Genomic DNA, 19,264 nt, shown 5'->3' on the forward strand with positions numbered 1-19,264 from the left:
TCATACAAGAAAAATTCTTTAGTCAATGGTATGGTTAAAAAGCTTAGGATGTGACAAGGAGGAATTTATGGATGGTAAAAGAAATTCGCACGGCGCACGGTGACGCCGATTTACATATTGAAGCTTATCGTTTTAAAGGGATTATGCAAAAATTTCCTGCTCATTTTCACGAGTATTATGTGATTGGATTTATTGAAGAAGGTCAGCGCCATTTAATTTGCCAAGGCAAAGAATACATCATTAATCCAGGAGATTTGCTGCTGTTTAATCCGTATGATGTCCATAGCTGTGAACAAATAGACGGCAAAACGCTTGATTATCGCTGTATTAATGTGGCGCCAGAAGTGATGAAAAAAGCTGTTTTTGACATTAACGGCAGTGAAAGTCTTCCGCGTTTTAACAGCAGCGTGGTGCAAAGAAGTGATGCTGTCTCTAGTTTAAAAGAGCTTCATTTGCAAATTTTAAATGGTGAACGTGAGTTTAAGAAAGAAGAGTTATTTTTATATTTGCTAGAAGAACTCATGCAGGATCATTCAAATCTTTCTTTTCTTTCGTCAGCCGTTGACACGTCCCATAAAATCACAACAATCTGCAGCTATTTGGAAGACAACTATACAAACAAGATCACGCTGGATGAGTTAAGTCAGCTAATTGGATGGAGCAAATACCGGCTACTGCGCTCTTTTACAAAGCAAAAAGGAATTTCTCCATATAGCTACTTGGAAACAATTCGAATCAATCAGGCTAAAAAGCTGCTAGAACAAGGAAAAAAACCGATTGACGTATCTTTTTTAACGGGATTCAGTGATCAAAGTCATTTGACTCGATTTTTTAAAAGTCAGGTTGGGCTAACACCAAAACAATACATGAAAATCTTTGAAAGTGAAAAGAAAACAGGATGCTAGTAATAGCTTAAAAGGGAGAGAAGAGCTGTGGATCATTTAGCTGCTTACATGCTGATGGCATTGGTCATGTCCATGATACCTGGTGCTGATACAATTCTTATCATGAAAAATACGCTTCATCACGGAGCAAAAGCAGGACGTTTTACCATACTCGGCATGGCTACAGGCCTCACGTTTTGGACGTTAATTGCTGTGCTTGGCTTGTCTGTTGCTATCGCTCAGTCGGTGTACCTGTTTAACACGATTAAATACATAGGGGCAGCGTACTTATTTTACGTAGGTATCAGAATATTTCTGACCAAAAATACGCTCTCATTAGAGGCCATTTCAGAAGAAACAAAAACTGTAAAGTCTTCATCTAATCGCTGCTATAGAGAATCATATATGCAAGGGGCTCTTAGTAATTTTCTTAATCCTAAAACGGTATTAGTTTATATTACGTTTATGCCACAGTTTATTAACTTGGATGCACACACAAATCAACAGCTGCTGATACTCGGTTTTATTCTGACGCTTATAGCAGTAGGATGGTTTTTAATCTTGGTGTATGTAATAGATTACGTGAAAAAATGGCTTAAAAAACCGGTGTTTCAAAAAGCCTTTCAACGATGCAGCGGAGTGCTGCTGATTGGTTTTGGGATAAAAACAATAGTGTAATCGCAGTTAGTAAGTAAAAAAGCCTTATTGAAAAATAAGGCTTTTTTTACGTTTAAAAACACGTAAACGAAACAATTTGTCGTGTATCCACACCGAAAATGGTCCAGAAACGTCCGTTCCATCTAAATCCTGCAACGGATCGCGGTCCTACAAAAATAGGAAAATACCAGAAGCTAGAGCCGTTTCTAAGCCATATGAACATATTGCGGAAGAGACATAGAGAAATAGCTCCTGGATCAACAGCAAATGGAGTTGCCGTTTGTTGAGCTGGAATAAATGCCGGCGGAGGGGAAGTTGGAGCTTGCTGCGGGTTAGGTGTAGGCAAACCGCCTGGTGGTCTAGGTGGACCGGGCGGGAGTTGAGGTCCAGGAAATCTTGTCGGGTACAAATAAAAATCCATGTAGCTAATGTCCATTTTTTAATCACCTCTATTTTTTATCACTATTTTATAAAGTATGAGAAAGCTGCCTAAAGGGATTGGGCAATTATAGCGTTTTTATATAGGTCTTTTTTACTAATAAAAGTTTAGTTCCTAAGTCGGAAGTAAATTCCTTCATGAACTCGATAAAAGCTGAATAGGATTAAACAGAGTGTGTTTGTTAGAGGAGGACTTCTCATGGATAACAATCCAAAAAAGATGTTTACACCGGTTAAGACCTATCAACCTTTCCACAGTATCTATGATCCTTGCCGGCCGATAGGAGTTAAATATTATTCTACGCCGCCTCAATTATACATGGGATTTCAGCCGCCGAATCTGCAGCAGTTTTCACCGAAAGAAGCCCTAAAAAAAGGAACGCTGTGGCCGGCTTTTTGGGACTACTATGAAAATCCATACAAAGATAAGAAGAGGGATGAAGAATGAAAAATCTACCTCCGGAGTACTATCAGGATTTAGAAGAAATACAGGCGATTGATTTTGCACTAGTAGAATTAACGCTGTATTTAGATACCCATCCAAATGACCAGCAGGCTATGCAGCAGTTTAACGAATACGCGCAGCAGGCTATGCAGTTAAAAAGAAACTTTGAAACAAAGTACGGGCCGCTCCAGCAATATGGAAACAGCTATACCGACGGAAAGTGGAGCTGGGGAACAAGCCCTTGGCCATGGCAAATATAAGCAGATAAAGGCGGGAGCTATATGTGGGTGTATGAAAAGAAATTACAGTATCCAGTGAAAGTAAGCACGTGTAATCCAACGCTTGCCAAATATTTAATGGAACAATACGGGGGAGCGGACGGAGAGCTTGCGGCAGCACTTCGGTATTTGAATCAGCGCTATACGATTCCCGATAAAGTGGTTGGACTGCTAAACGATATCGGGACAGAAGAGTTTGCTCATCTTGAAATGATTGCTACGATGATTTATAAGCTAACAAAAGATGCAACGCCAGAGCAGCTGAAGGCAGCGGGATTAGCAGAACACTATGTGAACCATGATAGTGCACTTTATTACAATAATGCTGCTGGGGTTCCGTTTACAGCTACTTATATACAGGCAAAAGGAGATCCGATTGCAGATCTTTATGAAGACATAGCTGCAGAAGAAAAAGCAAGAGCTACATATCAATGGTTAATTGATATATCAGATGATCCCGATTTAAACGACAGCTTACGATTTTTACGAGAAAGAGAGATTGTTCACTCACAGCGGTTCCGCGAGGCCGTGGAGATTTTAAAAGATGACAGAGACAGGAAGAAAATCTTTTAACTAGTAAAAAAACATCCCCCTTGGCGAATGCAAACGAAAGGAGGGATGTTTTTTGTTGTGACTGCGTTGATTATGCGCTAGAACTGCAGTGACAAGAAACAACCTTTAATTTCCCTTCAACATCTTTCCAAACTCGCGTATAACTGTATTCACCTCCAATAGATTCACCGGTTGCCAGTGCCCCATTTAACGCTACTTTTGTAACGGTAACGGCAAGTTCTTGAAACAGTTTAACTTCTTGTTCCAACACTTCCATGCCCGCTATATCAAGACTTTTTGAACGATGAACATTTATATCTTCTTCTTTTGACAACCATTGCCCAAGGTGATTCACAAAAATAAGCTCATCTGAAAGTAATTCTTCTAATAGCTCTATGTTATTAGAAAGCATGGCTGAGCGAAGCATTTCTTCGTATTCTATAACTCTTGCTTGATTCATTTTTAATCCTCCTTTACGCCTTGTGTAACTCTTTTCTATTTCCACGTTGCTTTTCCTTTAAACTTCTTTCCTTAATAATTCGTGCTAAATTATGTTAATAGAGGGGATAAGTGGACTAATTTTCTGTAAGCACTAAATATTCTGGAAGACTCTGTTAATTACCTTTAAATGGCATAAAATTAGAATGAAAGAACCTTTTCTTTCCACTTTTCTAGTTATCTTTTTACTATTAAGATGCAGTTTTTTATACTTGTAATTGTAGCGGAATGAACGTTCATTCCGTTTTTGAAAAGAGGTGATAAAGTGGAATCTACTCCAACAAAACAAAAAGCGATTTTTTCTGCTTCGCTTCTGCTGTTTGCAGAAAGAGGGTTTGATGCAACCACGATGCCAATGATTGCAGAGAATGCCAAAGTAGGAGCAGGAACAATTTATCGCTACTTTAAAAATAAAGAAAGCCTTGTAAATGAATTATTCCAACAGCACGTAAACGAGTTTTTACAGTGCATTGAAAGCGGTCTGGCAAACGAGAGAGATGGATACCGAGATGGGTTTCATCATATCTTTGAAGGTATGGTGACATTTACTAAAAACCATCCTCGTGCTCTTGGATTTATTAAAACTCATAGCCAAGGAACTTTTTTAACAGAAGAGAGCCGCTTAGCATATCAAAAGCTGGTGGAATTTGTTTGTACGTTCTTCAGAGAAGGACAAAAGCAAGGTGTGATTAGAAATCTTCCTGAAAATGCGCTAATTGCTATTTTATTTGGAAGTTTCATGGAAGTATATGAAATGATTGAAAATGACTACTTATCTTTAACTGATGAACTTCTTACCGGTGTAGAAGAGAGTCTGTGGGCAGCACTTAGCAGACAATCATGAAACTTAACAAGTGAAAGAGGGATAACATGACAATTAAAGAAATGCCTCAGCCAAAAACGTTTGGAGAGCTTAAAAATTTACCGTTATTAAACACAGATAAACCGGTTCAAGCTTTGATGAAAATTGCGGATGAATTAGGAGAAATCTTTAAATTCGAGGCGCCTGGTCGTGTAACGCGCTACTTATCAAGTCAGCGTCTAATTAAAGAAGCATGCGATGAATCACGCTTTGATAAAAACTTAAGTCAAGCGCTTAAATTTGTACGTGATTTTGCAGGAGACGGGTTATTTACAAGCTGGACGCACGAAAAAAATTGGAAAAAAGCGCATAATATCTTACTTCCAAGCTTCAGTCAGCAGGCAATGAAAGGCTATCATGCGATGATGGTCGATATCGCCGTGCAGCTTGTTCAAAAGTGGGAGCGTCTAAATGCAGATGAGCATATTGAAGTACCGGAAGACATGACACGTTTAACGCTTGATACAATTGGTCTTTGCGGCTTTAACTATCGCTTTAACAGCTTTTACCGAGATCAGCCCCATCCATTTATTACAAGTATGGTCCGTGCACTGGATGAAGCAATGAACAAGCTGCAGCGAGCAAATCCAGACGACCCAGCTTATGATGAAAACAAGCGCCAGTTTCAAGAAGATATCAAGGTGATGAACGACCTAGTAGATAAAATTATTGCAGATCGCAAAGCAAGCGGTGAACAAAGCGATGATTTATTAACGCATATGCTAAACGGAAAAGATCCAGAAACGGGTGAGCCGCTTGATGACGAGAACATTCGCTATCAAATTATTACATTCTTAATTGCGGGACACGAAACAACAAGCGGTCTTTTATCATTTGCGCTGTATTTCTTAGTGAAAAATCCACATGTATTACAAAAAGCAGCAGAAGAAGCAGCACGAGTTCTAGTAGATCCTGTTCCAAGCTACAAACAAGTCAAACAGCTTAAATATGTCGGCATGGTCTTAAACGAAGCGCTGCGCTTATGGCCAACTGCTCCTGCGTTTTCCCTATATGCAAAAGAAGATACGGTGCTTGGAGGAGAATATCCTTTAGAAAAAGGCGACGAACTAATGGTTCTGATTCCTCAGCTTCACCGTGATAAAACAATTTGGGGAGACGATGTGGAAGAGTTCCGCCCAGAGCGTTTTGAAAATCCAAGTGCGATTCCGCAGCATGCGTTTAAACCGTTTGGAAACGGTCAGCGCGCGTGTATCGGTCAGCAGTTCGCTCTTCATGAAGCAACGCTGGTACTTGGTATGATGCTAAAACACTTTGACTTTGAAGATCATACAAACTACGAGCTGGATATTAAAGAAACTTTAACGTTAAAACCTGAAGGCTTTGTGGTAAAAGCAAAATCGAAAAAAATTCCGCTTGGCGGTATTCCTTCACCTAGCACTGAACAGTCTGCTAAAAAAGTACGCAAAAAGGCAGAAAACGCTCATAATACGCCGCTGCTTGTGCTATACGGTTCGAACATGGGAACAGCCGAAGGAACGGCGCGTGATTTAGCGGATATTGCGATGAGCAAAGGATTCGCACCGCAGGTCGCAGCGCTTGATTCCCACGCAGGAAATCTTCCGCGCGAAGGAGCTGTATTAATTGTAACGGCGTCTTATAACGGACACCCGCCTGATAACGCAAAGCAATTTGTCGACTGGTTAGACCAAGCGTCTGCTGATGAAGTAAAAGGCGTTCGCTACTCCGTATTTGGATGCGGCGATAAAAACTGGGCTACTACGTATCAAAAAGTGCCTGCTTTTATTGATGAAACGCTTGCCGCTAAAGGAGCAGAAAACATCGCTGAACGCGGTGAAGCAGATGCAAGCGACGACTTTGAAGGCACATATGAAGAATGGCGTGAACACATGTGGAGTGACGTAGCAGCCTACTTTAACCTCGACATTGAAAACAGTGAAGATAATAAATCTACGCTTTCACTTCAATTTGTCGACAGCGCTGCGGACATGCCGCTTGCTAAAATGCACGGTGCGTTTTCAGCAAACGTCGTAGCAAGCAAAGAACTTCAACAGCCAGGCAGTGAACGAAGCACGCGTCATCTTGAAATTGAACTTCCAAAAGAAACTTCTTATCAAGAAGGAGATCATTTAGGCGTTATTCCTCGCAACTATGAAGGAATAGTAAATCGTGTGACGACAAGATTTGGTCTAGATGTATCACAGCAAATCCGCTTGGAAGCAGAAGAAGAAAAATTAGCGCATTTGCCACTCGGTAAAACAGTATCAGTAGAAGAGCTTCTGCAATACGTAGAGCTTCAAGACCCTGTTACGCGCACGCAGCTTCGCGCAATGGCTGCTAAAACGGTCTGCCCGCCGCATAAAGTAGAGCTTGAAGCATTGCTTGAAAAGCAGGCGTACAAAGAACAAGTGCTGGCAAAACGTTTAACAATGCTTGAACTGCTTGAAAAATATCCGGCGTGTGAAATGGAATTCAGCGAATTTATCGCCCTTCTTCCAAGCATACGCCCGCGCTATTACTCAATTTCATCTTCACCTCGTGTCGATGAAAAACAAGCAAGCATTACGGTCAGCGTTGTCTCAGGAGAAGCGTGGAGCGGATACGGAGAATACAAAGGAATTGCGTCAAACTACCTTGCCGAGCTGCAAGAAGGAGATACGATTACGTGCTTTGTTTCTACACCGCAGTCAGGATTTACGCTGCCAAAAGACCCTAAAACGCCGCTTATCATGGTCGGACCGGGAACAGGCGTTGCACCGTTTAGAGGCTTTGTGCAGGCTCGCAAGCAGCTAAAAGAACAAGAAGAGTCGCTTGGAGAAGCGCATTTATACTTTGGCTGCCGTTCACCTCATGAAGACTATCTGTATCAAGAAGAGCTTGAAAACGCCCAAAATGAAGGCATCATTACGCTTCATACCGCTTTTTCTCGGGTACCAAATCAGCCGAAAACATACGTTCAGCACGTAATGGAACAAGACGGCAAGAAATTGATTGAACTTCTTGACCAAGGAGCGCACTTCTATATTTGCGGAGACGGAAGCCAAATGGCACCTGACGTTGAAGCAACGCTTATGAAAAGCTATGCTGACGTTCACCAAGTGAGTGAAGCAGACGCTCGCTTATGGCTGCAGCAGCTAGAAGAAAAGGGCCGATACGCAAAAGACGTGTGGGCTGGGTAAATTAAAAAGAGGCTAGGATAAAAGTAGTTTAGTTGGTTGAAGGAAGATCCGAACGATGAATCGTTCGGATCTTTTTATTGGTAGAGTAAACGTAGATTTCATCTATTTAGTGACTTGTAGCGGTTGATTGGAGGGCAAGGTGAAGACTTCAATCAACCGCGGTGTCACATGCAAGCCATACGAAATTCATTTCTCCCATTTATTCGTCTTTTGTCCCCACTTCATTTTTATAGCGCCTTAACGTTTCTTCTGCGTGACAGCAGATCTTTTTAATTAGCTCCTGAGGTTCTTCAATAAAAGCATGAGCCCCTAAGGTATAGAAAAAAGAAGCCATGTAGTTTAATTCATTTCCATCAGTTATTGTATCGATGTACCCATTTCCATCACGCGCCACCTTCACATGATTTTCAAGCCATGGAACGCTTTTACACTGACGAACGCCTTCGTGTGTCAAGGTTACTTTTAACAAAATTGGCTGTGAGTTTACCGGTTCTGTTTCAAGCCATTCCTTTAACGTAAGAGACATATTTTTGTCTTTTTCTAAAACTTTTAACGAGCGAATACGATCCGCTCGAAACAATAATACTTTTTGCTTATTGTAAGAATAAGCAGGACAGTACCATAAACCGTTATGAGCATAAATTCCAAGGGGTTTGACTTCTTTTCTTGTTTGACCCTCCTTTGAATCATAAAGAAATTCAATATATTTTCCTGCAAGGCTTGCTTCTAAAAGCGCTTTTAAATAAGGAGTGTCAAGGTTTCTTTTAGGATTCCAAAACGCAATATGAGCACTCATTTTATCTGCTTTTTTCTTTGTTTCCTCAGACAGGTAAACATAAAATTTTTGAAGAGCCGCATGAATTTCTGCATCAAACGGAAGGTCATGATAATACTGCAGAGCTTGATAAGCAAAAAAGATAGAAATAGCTTCTTCTTCTGTAAACAAAATAGGAGGGAGAATACGATTTTTTAGCACTCTATAGCCGCCGCTCCGTCCTTTTTCACTGTAAAGAGGCAGTCCTAATTCACTTAAGTCCAGTAAATAGCGCTGGACGGTCCGCACAGAAAGACCAAATTCCTCCGCTAGTTCTTTTGCCGTAAACGTTCTTTTTGTATTAATAAACATGAGCATATCAACAAGCCGTCTAGACTTAGCCATTTATTTTCACCTTTTTCTTTTAATATGACAAAAAGTGTCGTATTAAGATGATATCATACAAAAACAGTAAAGTTGAAAGGAGAAAAGGGAATGAAGAAAAAAATCGTCGTATATATTGCGGCAAGCTTAGACGGATATATTGCAAGAGAAAACGGAGAGATTGACTGGCTGGAAAGCGTAGAAGGAGAGGGAGACAACGGCTACGAAGATTTTTATCAAACGTGTGATGCGGTCGTTATGGGAAAAGCTACGTACGACCATGTGCTGAAGCTCACACCTGAGTTTCCGTATCTCGATAAAAAGTGCTACGTGTTTAGCCGCTCAGCTCAAGGAAAAGATCAATATGTCGAGTTTATAAACGAAAGCGTGGCGTCATTTCTCAACAACCTCAGTCAAGAAACTAAAAAAATATGGCTGGTGGGAGGCGCTGACATTCTCGCTGATTTCTTAACAGAAAAGAGAGTGGATGAATTTATTATATCGATCATTCCCGTTTTGCTTGGGGCTGGTATTCCGCTGTTTAAACGAGGAATTCCCGAAATGAACTTGAAGCTTACCGATATAAAACAGTACGGGCAAATTGCTCAGCTTTATTATGAAAAAGAATAAGCTTTTCGTAATAAAAACTCTTTCTGCAGTGTCAGTGTGCTCAGCGTGTATTTAACATCCAGCTATTGTTATTTTAGGGACAGTGACATCAAGAGCGTCCTTTTTTCATAGTATATTTTTGGGGTGAAAAAATGCCAAGAGTAAATTATCGAGATTCAGACGTTGCTTTAATGGCAAGGATGATGAGAGCAGAAGCTGAAGGCGAAGGAAAACAAGGAATGCTGTATGTTGGAAATGTCATTGTAAATCGTCTTAAAGCAAACTGTTTAGATTTCAAGAATTTAAGATCCGTTCCGCAAGTTATTTATCAGGTACAGGGAGGCAACTATTCGTTCGAAGCTGTTCAAAAAGGAAACGTATTTTATCAAAGAGCAAGAGGTGTTGAAAAAAGGTTAGCCAAAAAGAATTTGGATTATTGGAGAGAACACCCGGGGAAATATGCACTGTGGTACTTTAATCCATCCGCTCCATGCCCTCCAACCTGGTACGGTCAACCCGCTTCTGGTCAATACAAAAATCACTGTTACTACGAGCCAAAGCCCGGAACATGCGCTAGCGTTTATAACGGATAGATAGCTTAGAAAATATGCTGCATTCTCAAAGTCAGGCCTCAAATCCAAACCTTTAGCTGCAGGTGACAAGGTAGTCGTTCTTCATATAATAAGAGAAAGCCCTCTTTTAATAAAGGGGGCTTTTGCTAATTGATGCATTTCTCATTTTGCTTCAAATTTTATGTTTTTACCAGCAGCAAATTCAGATTGATCCTTCGCTTTTGTATCCTTTACCACCCAGGACGTCTTTACCTTAGCTGCTGATAAAATTTCTTTAATTTGCTTATCGGTTAAGCCTTTCGTATAAAGGACAAATTCTCTTGTATAGATGTTTTTATTTTCTTGCTCTTTATCTGCACCGCTGCCAAACCAATATCTTATTTGCTGATCGTCTTTGATGTTATTAAAAGCTTCTTTATAGTTAGGTAGCTTAACTTGAATATTCGACAGGTAATCCGTGCCGCGTAAAGTAAGGATCATGTGTACTTTGTGAAAATCTTTTTTTGAAGAGCTTGTTAAACCTGATGTTCCAACTTCACTAAATTCTTTTTTCGTCAGCGGTTTAACTGTAGTAGAAACAGAAACTTTTGGATCTGAATTATTTGTCACAACGTCTTCGGTACTTCAGGCACCTAAAATGAACAGCGTTAAAAGAGCATAGACTACTCCAAATGCTTTTTTCTTCATGCTCGTTCTCCTTTGTCATTGATAGATAATGGTACTCATTCGCTATGTTCATTGTATTTACCTCCATTTGTTTCAATGTCATGAGTAATGAAGAAAAGTATAGAAACATTAAAAAGAGAAATGCCGAAGCATTTCTCTTTTGGTTCTATGAATCTGGATTAAGCGAAGTATGCGTATACTCCGGCATACGCTCTTCTTTTTCCGTTAGCTGAGTATCGGGGCTTTGCTGCTCTTGTGAAACAGGAGACAGCGTAGATTTTTGTTCAGGATTCATGTTTGTTATTCCTCCTTATATAAAGTGAGCTGTTAATCAAGCGAAAGCAAATCATCTTGAATTCGCTGCGTTAAAGATGCCACTTGCTGCGTTAAACTGTCATTTTCCGCCTGGAGTTTTTGATAAGACTGATTTGCTTTTGAACATAGGTAAGGGTCTGTTTCCCACCAGTCCATGCCAATTTCTCTTGCTTTATCAATAGAAGCGACAAGCAGCCGGATTTTGATTGTTAAGAGTTCAACATCAGCAATTTGCACTTTAATATCTCCAGCAATAACAAGACCTTTATCTAATACTTTTTCCAATACTTCTACAATGGTGCCCAGATGCCCGTTATGTTCCGCTGCCATTTTTCCACTCCTTGTTATAGCACTTTTCCTAGGGGACCTAGATCAATATTTAAATCTTCATTTGTAAAGTTAAACACTGATTTTAGCTCCTCCATTTTGTTCTCTAACTTCATCAACGCCACGCCCAGATCTTCGATTTGAGCGTCCGTCAGGTTTCCGCTGTCCACTCGGCGAATCGCATGTTTTTCAATGAGCTGCCGCAGTAATTCAATGACGGTTAAAACAAGCTGCGCTAGGCCTTGTTCAGCATTTTCCGCACTCAGCTCAATGCGGCCGTTTCGTTTAAGGTTATTTTCCATTTCGCAACGCCTCCGTTTCCTGTTCAAGCTGCTGAGAAGAAATGATTTGACGATCATGAGAGCCTATCAGCGTTTCTACAGAAGAAATCAATACCCGCAAATCAAGATAGACTAAATCAATTCCGGCAATTGAAATCAATAAATCACCTTTAATGGCAATTCCTTTATCGAGGATCACATCTAATATATCAATGAGGGCGATGTCCTTTTGCTCCAGCGTTTGTTTTCGCAGCGATGTCATCCCGCATCTTTCTCCGAGCGCAGAGTGTCGATATGATAAGCAGGCCATGGTCCCGTTACTTCGATGTTCAGTCCCATTTCACTATAAAACGTTTGCTTGTCGCTAATGGCTTTTAAAAACGATTCTACATTGTTCTTTGAAAGAAGGTAGATGCTGTTCCAACACATGCTGTAGCTCGCGCCGGTTATTTTTTGACTCCAGTTATTTTTGATTGTGTGGTAAGCGGCGTAGGGGCTTATCTCACTGTGCAAGTGATCACAAAGCGACAACTGTTCTTTTTCTGTTTCTTCTTCGATCAGCCTTTCTATCTTTTTACGTTCAAAAAACTGCCTGCCTGGAGGCAGCGTATTTATTTCTTCTTTTTTCTTTTGGATCGTTTCATTGTTCGTTAGCAGATAGTTCTTTAAAGAATTCGTATGGGCATATACTTTTATATTCCATTCTTCAGATCTTTTTAAAAGCTGAAGAGAAGAGAGGGTTTTTTGTTTGTTATCAGCAATACTTTTTTGACAGCTATCCTTGCTTTTGTAGACCGTACAAAATTTCATGGGAAGAAGCGTGTAGTGACTTTGTAAGAAAAGAAGAATCTCATGGTGATGCATGGCTTTGTCCTGCAGCCATTTCATATCGTGCTCGATCTTTTCTTTCAGCATTTCTTCTGAATACTGAGCGCTTGGCAAGTCGCATACAAATGCGGTAATGTCATCAAAGTAAAGAGCATAGATAGGGTTGTTCTGATCCATGCCCTCAAGTGAAGGAAAGGGCATTTCCTTAGCTTCTTCGGTTGGAACTAGACCATATAAATAAATGAGCTTTTCCATGTTTTAACCTCACTTTTGTTTCTTCGTCATTGATTCCCATCTTTTTAATTCATATTCCTTTGCAGCTTCATATCTCAGCAGCAGTTCTTTTTCTTTTTCCATATATGCATCTTCTGGTATTTCTCCAAGCTCATACATCATTTGAAGATGAACGATTTTTTGCTGAATAAAAGAGACATCGTAAAGTTCTTTATCCGCTTCTTCCTTGATTTTCTGTCCGACTTTTACAATGAGCGTAACAGGAGACAGCAGCAGTTTATGAATCATACATTCTCTTCTACTTTTAGTTGAATATTAATAAAGTTATAAGCAGCCCACGGTCCGGAATATTTAAAATCGGCTTTGTCCTTCCATTTTTCATACAGGTCATTTACACGTTCATCAAACGCTGCTTCTTTTTCTCGGTCAATTAAAAAAGAAGCGTTCAAAAGCATTGTTTCGACAATAGGAGGGTTGAGTCTCGACGCTTCAGCTATCGGTTCTAAATGTTGATACAGCTCTTTTTTACAGTCGTTCTGAAGCTTTAAAAAGAATTTCTGAGCTGTTTCTCCGTGCGCAATTTGTTTATAAAAATCAGCACTGGCAGAACGCTGGTTTCGTACTTGCTGCAAAGAAGAATCTTGATTCACTTTTTGTTTCAGCCAGTCCGGTTTCCCAATTACTTTTAGTCCGACTTCTATTTTTCCTTTTAACTGCGGGAAAAGAGAGGCGAACTGTGGATATAAGTTTTCTAACAGCATTTCAACATCTTGCTGACTATGAAACACGTTGCCAAAGCTGATTGGAATAACGGAATCATGCTCATTCATTACTTTGGAAATCACCTGATGGTGCGCTGTGACGTTCTCTTTTGTAGGATGGTAAATTTTAAGAGGAAAGGCAGCAGCCACTATAGCTGCATCTCGGTAATGAATGGTAAAAGTAGCTCTTTCTTGCTGATCAATCGTGACGCTGCCAAACGTATGCGCCTCGGTGGCGGGAATACTGCAAAAAATATAAATGCCCGTTTCTTCACTCATTGATTTCTGTTTCATTCCTTTCCATTAAAATAATCAGCTTACTTCTCTGCTGGAGAGCTTCGATAGCGCAGGCTGGTGCGTGAAAAAGACGTGATGTTATGCTGCTTATTGACCAGCACTTCATAGATACCAAGCAGTTCATCTTTTGCATAGCGCCTCATATACTCCTGTTCTTCAAATGCCTCAAGTGTTATTTTCCATCCTCCATTTTGAATCGATTCATACGAAATAATTCGGTGAGGAGGAGCAACGTGTTCTTTAAAAAAATCAGTCACGGATTCCATGATTTCGGCTACTTTCACTTCTCTAATCCACCTTTATGAGTTTATAAATCTAAATCTTGTAAAAGGTTTAGCTGTTCAAGTTTTTTTCCGCCGTTATTCGAAGAAAGAAAATCTTCTCTTTCATTATGAAGCAGCCGAACTGCCTCGGCATACCTCAGCCAAGTGTCCACACTGGCAATAACGATTCGAGCTTCGATGGTAATTAATTCAATACCAATAACGGAAATACGAGCGAATACGTCAATTACCACGCCTTTATCTAAGATGCGGTCAACTACTTCAGCTAGACTAGAACAATCGTTTGATTTGTTAATCGTCATGATGAAATTCCTCTCATGTTGCATAGTAAAATATATACGTTTGCTAATCTTGCTATTAATGTGCGTGCTATTGTAAAAAATATACAAATAAAACGTGCATAAATTAAAAAATAGTATAAAATACCATGATTATTTTTGTTTTAATACGGGTAGAGTTAAGTACATTACTTTTATCCATTGATGAATGAAAACACATACATAAAAAACAAAAGGAGTGGAGAAAGATGAGAAAAGAAGAGCAGCCGGTATTATCTGATTTTATTGAAAAGGACCAATTTGAGTTAAATTCATATTTAACCTCTTTACTTGAAACGACAAGCGAAAAGAAAGAAAACCAAAGTTGATGAGTTGAAAACATATAGGACTACTTTCCATCAGGAAAGTAGTTTTTTCATTTATAAGCTTGATATAATTTTTGAACAAAGAGGTGATAAAGATGAACGAAAAAGACGTCATTTCGAGAAGTATTTTAACAAAAGCGACCGGCTTTTTGGCATCGGGTTATACTCATAGTTTAAATCCGTATGCTGGATGTGCATTTTCCTGCAAATTTTGCTACGTGCGAGAGCTGCCAATTCAGCGTTTTAAAGAGATGGAGTGGGGGACATGGCTAGAGCTGAAAGTCAACGCAGTCGAAGTCTATCAAAAAGAAATACAAAAGCTCCGAAAAAAAGAACAGCCGGTGCGCATTTTTATGTCTTCAGCGACAGATCCCTATCAGCCTGCTGAACGCAAAGCAGGCATCACACGTGCCCTTTTAGAAACGATGATCAATCATCCGCCTGATTTTTTATTGATTCAAACAAGGTCGCCCCTTGTGACGAGAGATATTGATTTACTTTTACAGCTTCAAAACGTATGTGATCTTCGTGTATCGATGACTGTGGAAACAGACCGAGAAGATGTAAAACAAATTTTTTCTCCTTATGCTCCGGGGATGAAACTTCGTATGAACGCGTTAAAAAAAGTAAAAGAAAGCGGAATTTCAACGCAAGTAACCATTGCTCCAATGCTTCCTTTCACGCCTGAATTTCCTGAAAAAATAGAAGGAATGATGGACCGGATTTGTATTGATACCATGTACTTAGGAGACGGTTCCTTAGGGAAAACCTCAAAAAGGCTAGGGATGCCGGAACTATTTGAGCAGCACGGTTTCCTAGACTGGTATGACAAAGACATTCATATCAAAGCCATTCGTTATTTTGAAAAATTTTATCCTTCTTCGATGATTTACCTTTCTCAAGAGGGGTTTGCGCCGTAAAAAAAGAAGGGCCCATATAGCCCTTCTTTTCTCCATATTAATTTTTATACGTATCAAACATGTTTGTGTCATCAGGTAGGTTTTCTAAATAACTGATCTTCCCGTTTTTATCTAACTTAGCAATATCTTTTCCCGTTTGAGTAAATACGCTGCCAGATGCACGTTTTCCGCACACTGCCCAAGGCGTTTCAAACATGTCCGTACCTTCAACTGCTTTCCAGCCTTCGAACATATGCTTAATATCAGCATTTTCTTTAAAAACCATTTTCACAAACAGCTTCCAGTTTTCAATGCCTTGCTTTTCGTGGCCGTTTAAGACAAATACGATATCGTCTGAAAAAAGGCTCACCAATTCTTCAAATGCTTGTTCGCTTGTACATGATTGATCGAATAAATCAAAATATCTATTTAAGTTTTCCATGGTGATCTCCTTTGGGTGCTACAGCACCATTTTTTCTTCTACTGTTGTTTTTAGCATGTCCAGGTTTTCTTTCGGACATTTTTTGTTAATTTCATTTGTGAGCGTAGCAATGGTTTGCCGTTTCAAGATAGACTGCCACGAAGATTCGGCTTCTTCCATTAAATCGGATAATAAGCAAATATCTTTGTCTTTTAAGTTAAGCATGTCGTGAAAAATACCGCTTGATGAGTAAAGAGACTGCTTACCTTCAATGGCTACGTATACGTCATAAATACGAATTTCTTCCGGCGTTTTCTTTAAGCGAAATCCACCTTTGCTACCAGGAACGGAAGCAAGTAAATCAGCGCTAACCAGCTTGCGAAGAAGCTTTTGAAAATACGTAGGCGAGCCCCCAAGCTGAGAGCTGATGACATCTCCTGGCAACACAGCTTTTTCAGGTAAAAACGTAAGCAGCAAAATGGCATACACCGATTGCTCAACGCCTGTTTTCATATGCAAAAATATCATCTCCTGCTTTATGTGTACAATATGGATAATGGTTATCCGTATTTAGGTTATCATACCGCTCATGGAGCAAAAAGTAAAGCAGTTACTTAATATGCACGCGATATTCGTGTATACTGTGAAAGAAACAGCAACAAAATACGGAGATGAGAGAATGACAACTATTGCAGATATCGCTCGGCTTGCAGGAGTAGCAAAAAGCACTGTATCCCGCTACCTTAACGGAGGGTCTGTGAGCGATGCGACAAAACGAAAAATCGAAGAGATTATTAAAGAAACAAACTATAGCCCAAATGCGTTTGCTCAAAGCTTAAAAGCAAAAAAAACAAACATCATTGGTGTAATTGTTCCGCGTATGGGTTCTTTTGCGACTTCCCGCACATTAGATGGTATTGACCAAGAACTTAGAGACCACCACTATCAAATGATTATTTCCAATTCTAATCAAGATTTAGAAAGAGAAATTGAAAATATCTATACGCTGGCTAAGCAGAAGGTAGCAGGTATTATTCTTCTTGCCGTTCAAATCACAAAAGCTCATTTGGAAGCGTTCCGCACAATTTCAATTCCCGTTTTGCTAATTGGACAGGAGCATGAAGAAGTCCACAGTTTAATTCACCAAGACTACGAGGCTGCATGGGACATTGGAAGGTACATAGGAGAAAAAGGACATAAAAAAATCGCTTTTTTAGGTGTAACCGAAAAAGACATAGCTGTAGGTGTAAAGCGAAAAGAAGGAGTAAGGCAAGGTCTTAAAGACAGAGATTGCGAGGTCCGCTGTTATCAAACAAGCTTTAACATGAGCGACGCAATCGGGGCTGCTACGGCTGTGATGAAAGAATTTAATCCGTCCATCATTGTATGTGCTACCGATAACATTGCGCTTGGTACGTTAAAGGCAGCTTATCTAAACGGACTGCGCGTTCCGGAAGATGTATCCATTACCGGCTTTGGAGGCTACGAAATTACAGGTGTGATTCATCCTAGCTTAACAACCATAAAATATTACTATAAAGAAGCGGGACAAATGGGGGCACAGCGAATTATTAAGCTAGTCAACGGAGAAGCAGTTGAAAAGCTTACACTTTCTAACTATGAATTGATTGAAAGAGAAAGCGTTGACAACCGCTTTGCATAAAAAAACGATTTTTTAACTATATCAAAGAAGGAGGTGACCATAGTCACCTCCTTCTTTGATTAATGCTTCACGACTTTTGTTGTCGCTCCGCTGCTAACATTCCCCGCAGCATCTTTGGCCGTCACGGTAAGAGTAGTGCCTGTTTTCTGCGCTGGTATTTTTACAGAGTACGTTCCTTTAGAAGAAGCCTTGGCAGATCCGAGCGATTTACTGCCCGCTTTGACTGTTACAGTAGAAGAGGCCTCCGCTTTTCCTGTAACCACTTTATCATTATCATCGACTTTATTGACAGTTGGCTTATTAGGCGCTACGACATCGGCTACTTTCGTGGAAACACTTGGACTTACGTTTCCGGCGCTGTCTTTAGCCGTTAAGGTAAGAGTTGTTCCGGCTTTTTGAACGCTTATATTAACAGAAAATGTGCCTTTAGAAGACGTTTTGGCAGATCCGAGCGTTTTGCTGCCAGCCTTAACTGTTACCGTAGAAGAAGCCTCCGCTTTTCCCGTAACCACTTTATCATTATTACCGACTCTGTTTACGGCTGGTTTATCTGGAGCGACGTTGTCTACGAATGCTGTGCTCAGAGCATATAGATCATCCACGGTATTATCGTCGTAATCATCATCAAACTCATAATCAGTGGCGCCTATGTAATATGTTCCTGGTTTATTTACCTGATAGACTTGAACTTCGACTCCATCGCTATAGTCTGAGCCTTGGTAGATTAAATTCTTGTTATCTTTAAAGTCTTTTTCAGCTGCTGTAAAGGCAAGGTCAATTGCTGGAGAATTGGTCGTCCCAGCTACAAGCAGTGCGCCTTTAGCAGGGACATTCACTTTATAAAAATCAACGTCATACATAGGAAGCATTTGTCCGATGATTGTTTTTTCATTTGGCAAACTATTAGCTTTGTTAAAATCATTATTTGGCTCTTTTTCAAACAGCGGATCATCGTTTGAAGAGGAGCTGTTCATTTGTTTTGAATTCTGAGATGAAGAAAGAGAAGGAGCTTTTTCTAAAGAATGAGTTGCATCGTTTTTTAAATCATTAAGTACACGTGGATTTAGATTCTTTTTTTGAAGAGGCTTGTCCATATGCTGGTCTATTAGTTTTTTTGAAACATTTTCACTTTTGTTGGTATCTGCTTGAACAGACTGAACGGATAGTGTTGATGCTAATAAACCAGCAGAAACTAGGGACATTATACCTTTTTTATTCATGTTTTTATTTTCCTCCTTCAAAATATAAGACTATAGAACTGAATCTATCATACTATAAGAAAACGAATACAACTACAGGTTTTCATATTCATTTTTCGACATCATTTCTAGAAAAGCGACAGTAATTTTACTAAATTGAAAGTGAATAAAAAAACGATTGACAGAATGTAGGAGATGCTATAGTATAAGTGGTGTAAATACAAACAAATAATTGAACGTATCTCCTAAAGGGGAGTAGCTTTAACAGCAAAGTCGTCATTACAGAGATTATCTCTCGGCTTTGTTGGCGACATTATGTTGTTAGCAAGACCTTTACCGCTTATTTGGTAAGGGT

At 39.8% G+C, this 19,264-nt stretch carries 27 protein-coding genes; 11 read left to right on the forward strand and 16 right to left on the reverse strand.

The window, feature by feature from the left end:
- The first annotated feature begins 71 nt into the window (after positions 1 to 71).
- The gene (locus tag AC0C45_RS14075; RefSeq protein WP_472928218.1) at positions 72 to 905 is read left to right on the forward strand and encodes an AraC family ligand binding domain-containing protein; all 834 of its coding nucleotides are present in this window, start codon (positions 72 to 74) and stop codon (positions 903 to 905) included.
- Positions 906 to 932: 27 nt separating this feature from the next.
- Entirely contained in the window at positions 933 to 1,562 is a 630-nt protein-coding gene (locus AC0C45_RS14080; protein ID WP_047931984.1) for a LysE family translocator, read from the forward strand.
- Between the two features lie 52 nt (positions 1,563 to 1,614).
- On the opposite strand, the gene AC0C45_RS14085 is transcribed toward AC0C45_RS14080, so the two are convergent.
- Positions 1,615 to 1,977 (reverse strand): transporter, encoded by a 363-nt coding sequence (locus tag AC0C45_RS14085; RefSeq protein ID WP_472928219.1) that lies wholly within the window; start codon positions 1,975 to 1,977, stop codon positions 1,615 to 1,617.
- Positions 1,978 to 2,178: 201 nt separating this feature from the next.
- Between AC0C45_RS14085 and AC0C45_RS14090 the strand changes: the two genes are divergently transcribed.
- Genes AC0C45_RS14090 through cotJC form a run of 3 tightly spaced genes read left to right on the forward strand, consistent with a single transcriptional unit; the run spans position 2,179 to position 3,275 of the window.
- Positions 2,179 to 2,427, forward strand: coding sequence for a spore coat associated protein CotJA (locus AC0C45_RS14090; protein WP_013057939.1), 249 nt, complete (start codon positions 2,179 to 2,181; stop codon positions 2,425 to 2,427).
- A complete protein-coding gene (locus tag AC0C45_RS14095; RefSeq protein ID WP_013083975.1) occupies positions 2,424 to 2,684 on the forward strand; it encodes a spore coat protein CotJB in 261 nt (86 codons plus the stop codon). Before AC0C45_RS14090 ends, AC0C45_RS14095 begins: the two co-directional genes overlap by 4 nt.
- A 21-nt stretch (positions 2,685 to 2,705) precedes the next feature.
- Positions 2,706 to 3,275, forward strand: a complete 570-nt coding sequence (gene cotJC / locus AC0C45_RS14100; RefSeq protein WP_013083974.1) for a spore coat protein CotJC — start codon at positions 2,706 to 2,708, stop codon at positions 3,273 to 3,275.
- Positions 3,276 to 3,345: 70 nt separating this feature from the next.
- On the opposite strand, the gene AC0C45_RS14105 is transcribed toward cotJC, so the two are convergent.
- A complete protein-coding gene (locus AC0C45_RS14105; RefSeq protein ID WP_013083973.1) occupies positions 3,346 to 3,714 on the reverse strand; it encodes a nuclear transport factor 2 family protein in 369 nt (122 codons plus the stop codon).
- 303 nt (positions 3,715 to 4,017) lie between these two features.
- Between AC0C45_RS14105 and AC0C45_RS14110 the strand changes: the two genes are divergently transcribed.
- Together AC0C45_RS14110 and AC0C45_RS14115 are read left to right on the forward strand one after the other, a co-directional pair.
- Positions 4,018 to 4,596: a TetR/AcrR family transcriptional regulator gene (locus AC0C45_RS14110; RefSeq protein ID WP_013083972.1), complete on the forward strand. Its 579-nt coding sequence runs from the start codon at positions 4,018 to 4,020 to the stop codon at positions 4,594 to 4,596.
- A gap of 26 nt (positions 4,597 to 4,622) precedes the next feature.
- Complete coding sequence (locus tag AC0C45_RS14115) at positions 4,623 to 7,772, forward strand: bifunctional cytochrome P450/NADPH--P450 reductase (protein ID WP_472928220.1); 3,150 nt, start codon at positions 4,623 to 4,625, stop codon at positions 7,770 to 7,772.
- 199 nt (positions 7,773 to 7,971) lie between these two features.
- On the opposite strand, the gene AC0C45_RS14120 is transcribed toward AC0C45_RS14115, so the two are convergent.
- A complete protein-coding gene (locus AC0C45_RS14120; RefSeq protein ID WP_034650529.1) occupies positions 7,972 to 8,931 on the reverse strand; it encodes a helix-turn-helix transcriptional regulator in 960 nt (319 codons plus the stop codon).
- Positions 8,932 to 9,021: 90 nt separating this feature from the next.
- On the opposite strand from AC0C45_RS14120, the gene AC0C45_RS14125 reads away from it, so the two are divergent.
- Entirely contained in the window at positions 9,022 to 9,540 is a 519-nt protein-coding gene (locus tag AC0C45_RS14125) for a dihydrofolate reductase family protein (RefSeq protein ID WP_047931986.1), read from the forward strand.
- A 131-nt stretch (positions 9,541 to 9,671) separates the two neighbouring features.
- The gene (locus AC0C45_RS14130; RefSeq protein ID WP_013083968.1) at positions 9,672 to 10,112 is read left to right on the forward strand and encodes a cell wall hydrolase; all 441 of its coding nucleotides are present in this window, start codon (positions 9,672 to 9,674) and stop codon (positions 10,110 to 10,112) included.
- A 141-nt stretch (positions 10,113 to 10,253) separates the two neighbouring features.
- Here the strand turns inward: AC0C45_RS14130 and AC0C45_RS14135 are convergent, their stop codons facing one another.
- From AC0C45_RS14135 to gvpA, 10 genes are all read right to left on the reverse strand, one after another.
- Positions 10,254 to 10,700: a hypothetical protein gene (locus AC0C45_RS14135; protein WP_472928221.1), complete on the reverse strand. Its 447-nt coding sequence runs from the start codon at positions 10,698 to 10,700 to the stop codon at positions 10,254 to 10,256.
- Between the two features lie 223 nt (positions 10,701 to 10,923).
- On the reverse strand, positions 10,924 to 11,052 hold the full coding sequence (locus tag AC0C45_RS14140; protein WP_274447748.1) for a hypothetical protein: 129 nt from the start codon (positions 11,050 to 11,052) through the stop codon (positions 10,924 to 10,926).
- Positions 11,053 to 11,084: 32 nt separating this feature from the next.
- Positions 11,085 to 11,402 (reverse strand): gas vesicle protein, encoded by a 318-nt coding sequence (locus AC0C45_RS14145; RefSeq protein ID WP_016764858.1) that lies wholly within the window; start codon positions 11,400 to 11,402, stop codon positions 11,085 to 11,087.
- A gap of 14 nt (positions 11,403 to 11,416) precedes the next feature.
- Entirely contained in the window at positions 11,417 to 11,701 is a 285-nt protein-coding gene (locus AC0C45_RS14150; RefSeq protein WP_013057927.1) for a gas vesicle protein K, read from the reverse strand.
- Positions 11,691 to 11,942: a gas vesicle protein gene (locus AC0C45_RS14155; protein WP_013057926.1), complete on the reverse strand. Its 252-nt coding sequence runs from the start codon at positions 11,940 to 11,942 to the stop codon at positions 11,691 to 11,693. The genes AC0C45_RS14150 and AC0C45_RS14155 overlap by 11 nt, the downstream gene beginning before the upstream one ends.
- Entirely contained in the window at positions 11,939 to 12,763 is an 825-nt protein-coding gene (locus AC0C45_RS14160) for a GvpL/GvpF family gas vesicle protein (RefSeq protein WP_047931988.1), read from the reverse strand. The genes AC0C45_RS14155 and AC0C45_RS14160 overlap by 4 nt, the downstream gene beginning before the upstream one ends.
- Before the next feature lie 9 nt (positions 12,764 to 12,772).
- Positions 12,773 to 13,030 (reverse strand): gas vesicle protein GvpG, encoded by a 258-nt coding sequence (locus AC0C45_RS14165; protein WP_014459264.1) that lies wholly within the window; start codon positions 13,028 to 13,030, stop codon positions 12,773 to 12,775.
- Complete coding sequence (locus AC0C45_RS14170) at positions 13,027 to 13,797, reverse strand: GvpL/GvpF family gas vesicle protein (RefSeq protein WP_472928222.1); 771 nt, start codon at positions 13,795 to 13,797, stop codon at positions 13,027 to 13,029. Before AC0C45_RS14170 ends, AC0C45_RS14165 begins: the two co-directional genes overlap by 4 nt.
- Before the next feature lie 23 nt (positions 13,798 to 13,820).
- The gene (locus tag AC0C45_RS14175; protein WP_013057922.1) at positions 13,821 to 14,084 is read right to left on the reverse strand and encodes a gas vesicle protein GvpO; all 264 of its coding nucleotides are present in this window, start codon (positions 14,082 to 14,084) and stop codon (positions 13,821 to 13,823) included.
- A 23-nt stretch (positions 14,085 to 14,107) separates the two neighbouring features.
- Positions 14,108 to 14,386, reverse strand: coding sequence for a gas vesicle structural protein GvpA (gene gvpA, locus AC0C45_RS14180; RefSeq protein WP_013057921.1), 279 nt, complete (start codon positions 14,384 to 14,386; stop codon positions 14,108 to 14,110).
- Positions 14,387 to 14,822: 436 nt separating this feature from the next.
- Here gvpA and AC0C45_RS14185 point away from each other — a divergent pair, with 436 nt between their 5' ends.
- Positions 14,823 to 15,647 carry an SPL family radical SAM protein gene (locus AC0C45_RS14185; protein ID WP_047931990.1) on the forward strand — a complete coding sequence of 275 codons (825 nt, stop codon included), beginning with the start codon at positions 14,823 to 14,825 and terminating at the stop codon, positions 15,645 to 15,647.
- A gap of 37 nt (positions 15,648 to 15,684) precedes the next feature.
- On the opposite strand, the gene AC0C45_RS14190 is transcribed toward AC0C45_RS14185, so the two are convergent.
- On the reverse strand, positions 15,685 to 16,068 hold the full coding sequence (locus AC0C45_RS14190) for a nuclear transport factor 2 family protein (protein ID WP_047931991.1): 384 nt from the start codon (positions 16,066 to 16,068) through the stop codon (positions 15,685 to 15,687).
- An 18-nt stretch (positions 16,069 to 16,086) separates the two neighbouring features.
- Positions 16,087 to 16,566, reverse strand: coding sequence for an RrF2 family transcriptional regulator (locus AC0C45_RS14195; RefSeq protein WP_034650557.1), 480 nt, complete (start codon positions 16,564 to 16,566; stop codon positions 16,087 to 16,089).
- Positions 16,567 to 16,726: 160 nt separating this feature from the next.
- Between AC0C45_RS14195 and AC0C45_RS14200 the strand changes: the two genes are divergently transcribed.
- Entirely contained in the window at positions 16,727 to 17,710 is a 984-nt protein-coding gene (locus AC0C45_RS14200; protein WP_170943779.1) for a LacI family DNA-binding transcriptional regulator, read from the forward strand.
- 59 nt (positions 17,711 to 17,769) lie between these two features.
- On the opposite strand, the gene AC0C45_RS14205 is transcribed toward AC0C45_RS14200, so the two are convergent.
- Positions 17,770 to 18,930: an Ig-like domain-containing protein gene (locus AC0C45_RS14205; RefSeq protein WP_047931992.1), complete on the reverse strand. Its 1,161-nt coding sequence runs from the start codon at positions 18,928 to 18,930 to the stop codon at positions 17,770 to 17,772.
- Positions 18,931 to 19,264 lie beyond the last annotated feature (334 nt).

This window comes from Priestia sp. VA7 (assembly GCF_055710015.1).

Bases quoted from the DNA above. Each gene is read 5' to 3' on its own strand.
- AC0C45_RS14075 (WP_472928218.1), top strand. From the start codon at position 72: ATGGTAAAAGAAATTCGCACGGCGCACGGTGACGCCGATTTACATATT.
- AC0C45_RS14140 (WP_274447748.1), bottom strand. From the start codon at position 11,052: ATGAATCCTGAACAAAAATCTACGCTGTCTCCTGTTTCACAAGAGCAG.
- AC0C45_RS14090 (WP_013057939.1), top strand. From the start codon at position 2,179: ATGGATAACAATCCAAAAAAGATGTTTACACCGGTTAAGACCTATCAA.
- AC0C45_RS14105 (WP_013083973.1), bottom strand. From the start codon at position 3,714: ATGAATCAAGCAAGAGTTATAGAATACGAAGAAATGCTTCGCTCAGCC.
- AC0C45_RS14145 (WP_016764858.1), bottom strand. From the start codon at position 11,402: ATGGCAGCGGAACATAACGGGCATCTGGGCACCATTGTAGAAGTATTG.
- AC0C45_RS14085 (WP_472928219.1), bottom strand. From the start codon at position 1,977: ATGGACATTAGCTACATGGATTTTTATTTGTACCCGACAAGATTTCCT.
- gvpA (WP_013057921.1), bottom strand. From the start codon at position 14,386: ATGACGATTAACAAATCAAACGATTGTTCTAGTCTAGCTGAAGTAGTT.
- AC0C45_RS14125 (WP_047931986.1), top strand. From the start codon at position 9,022: ATGAAGAAAAAAATCGTCGTATATATTGCGGCAAGCTTAGACGGATAT.
- AC0C45_RS14205 (WP_047931992.1), bottom strand. From the start codon at position 18,930: ATGAATAAAAAAGGTATAATGTCCCTAGTTTCTGCTGGTTTATTAGCA.
- AC0C45_RS14185 (WP_047931990.1), top strand. From the start codon at position 14,823: ATGAACGAAAAAGACGTCATTTCGAGAAGTATTTTAACAAAAGCGACC.
- AC0C45_RS14095 (WP_013083975.1), top strand. From the start codon at position 2,424: ATGAAAAATCTACCTCCGGAGTACTATCAGGATTTAGAAGAAATACAG.
- AC0C45_RS14190 (WP_047931991.1), bottom strand. From the start codon at position 16,068: ATGGAAAACTTAAATAGATATTTTGATTTATTCGATCAATCATGTACA.
- AC0C45_RS14120 (WP_034650529.1), bottom strand. From the start codon at position 8,931: ATGGCTAAGTCTAGACGGCTTGTTGATATGCTCATGTTTATTAATACA.
- AC0C45_RS14170 (WP_472928222.1), bottom strand. From the start codon at position 13,797: ATGAAACAGAAATCAATGAGTGAAGAAACGGGCATTTATATTTTTTGC.
- AC0C45_RS14150 (WP_013057927.1), bottom strand. From the start codon at position 11,701: ATGGAAAATAACCTTAAACGAAACGGCCGCATTGAGCTGAGTGCGGAA.
- AC0C45_RS14200 (WP_170943779.1), top strand. From the start codon at position 16,727: ATGACAACTATTGCAGATATCGCTCGGCTTGCAGGAGTAGCAAAAAGC.
- AC0C45_RS14160 (WP_047931988.1), bottom strand. From the start codon at position 12,763: ATGGAAAAGCTCATTTATTTATATGGTCTAGTTCCAACCGAAGAAGCT.
- AC0C45_RS14130 (WP_013083968.1), top strand. From the start codon at position 9,672: ATGCCAAGAGTAAATTATCGAGATTCAGACGTTGCTTTAATGGCAAGG.
- AC0C45_RS14165 (WP_014459264.1), bottom strand. From the start codon at position 13,030: ATGATTCATAAACTGCTGCTGTCTCCTGTTACGCTCATTGTAAAAGTC.
- AC0C45_RS14115 (WP_472928220.1), top strand. From the start codon at position 4,623: ATGACAATTAAAGAAATGCCTCAGCCAAAAACGTTTGGAGAGCTTAAA.
- cotJC (WP_013083974.1), top strand. From the start codon at position 2,706: ATGTGGGTGTATGAAAAGAAATTACAGTATCCAGTGAAAGTAAGCACG.
- AC0C45_RS14155 (WP_013057926.1), bottom strand. From the start codon at position 11,942: ATGACATCGCTGCGAAAACAAACGCTGGAGCAAAAGGACATCGCCCTC.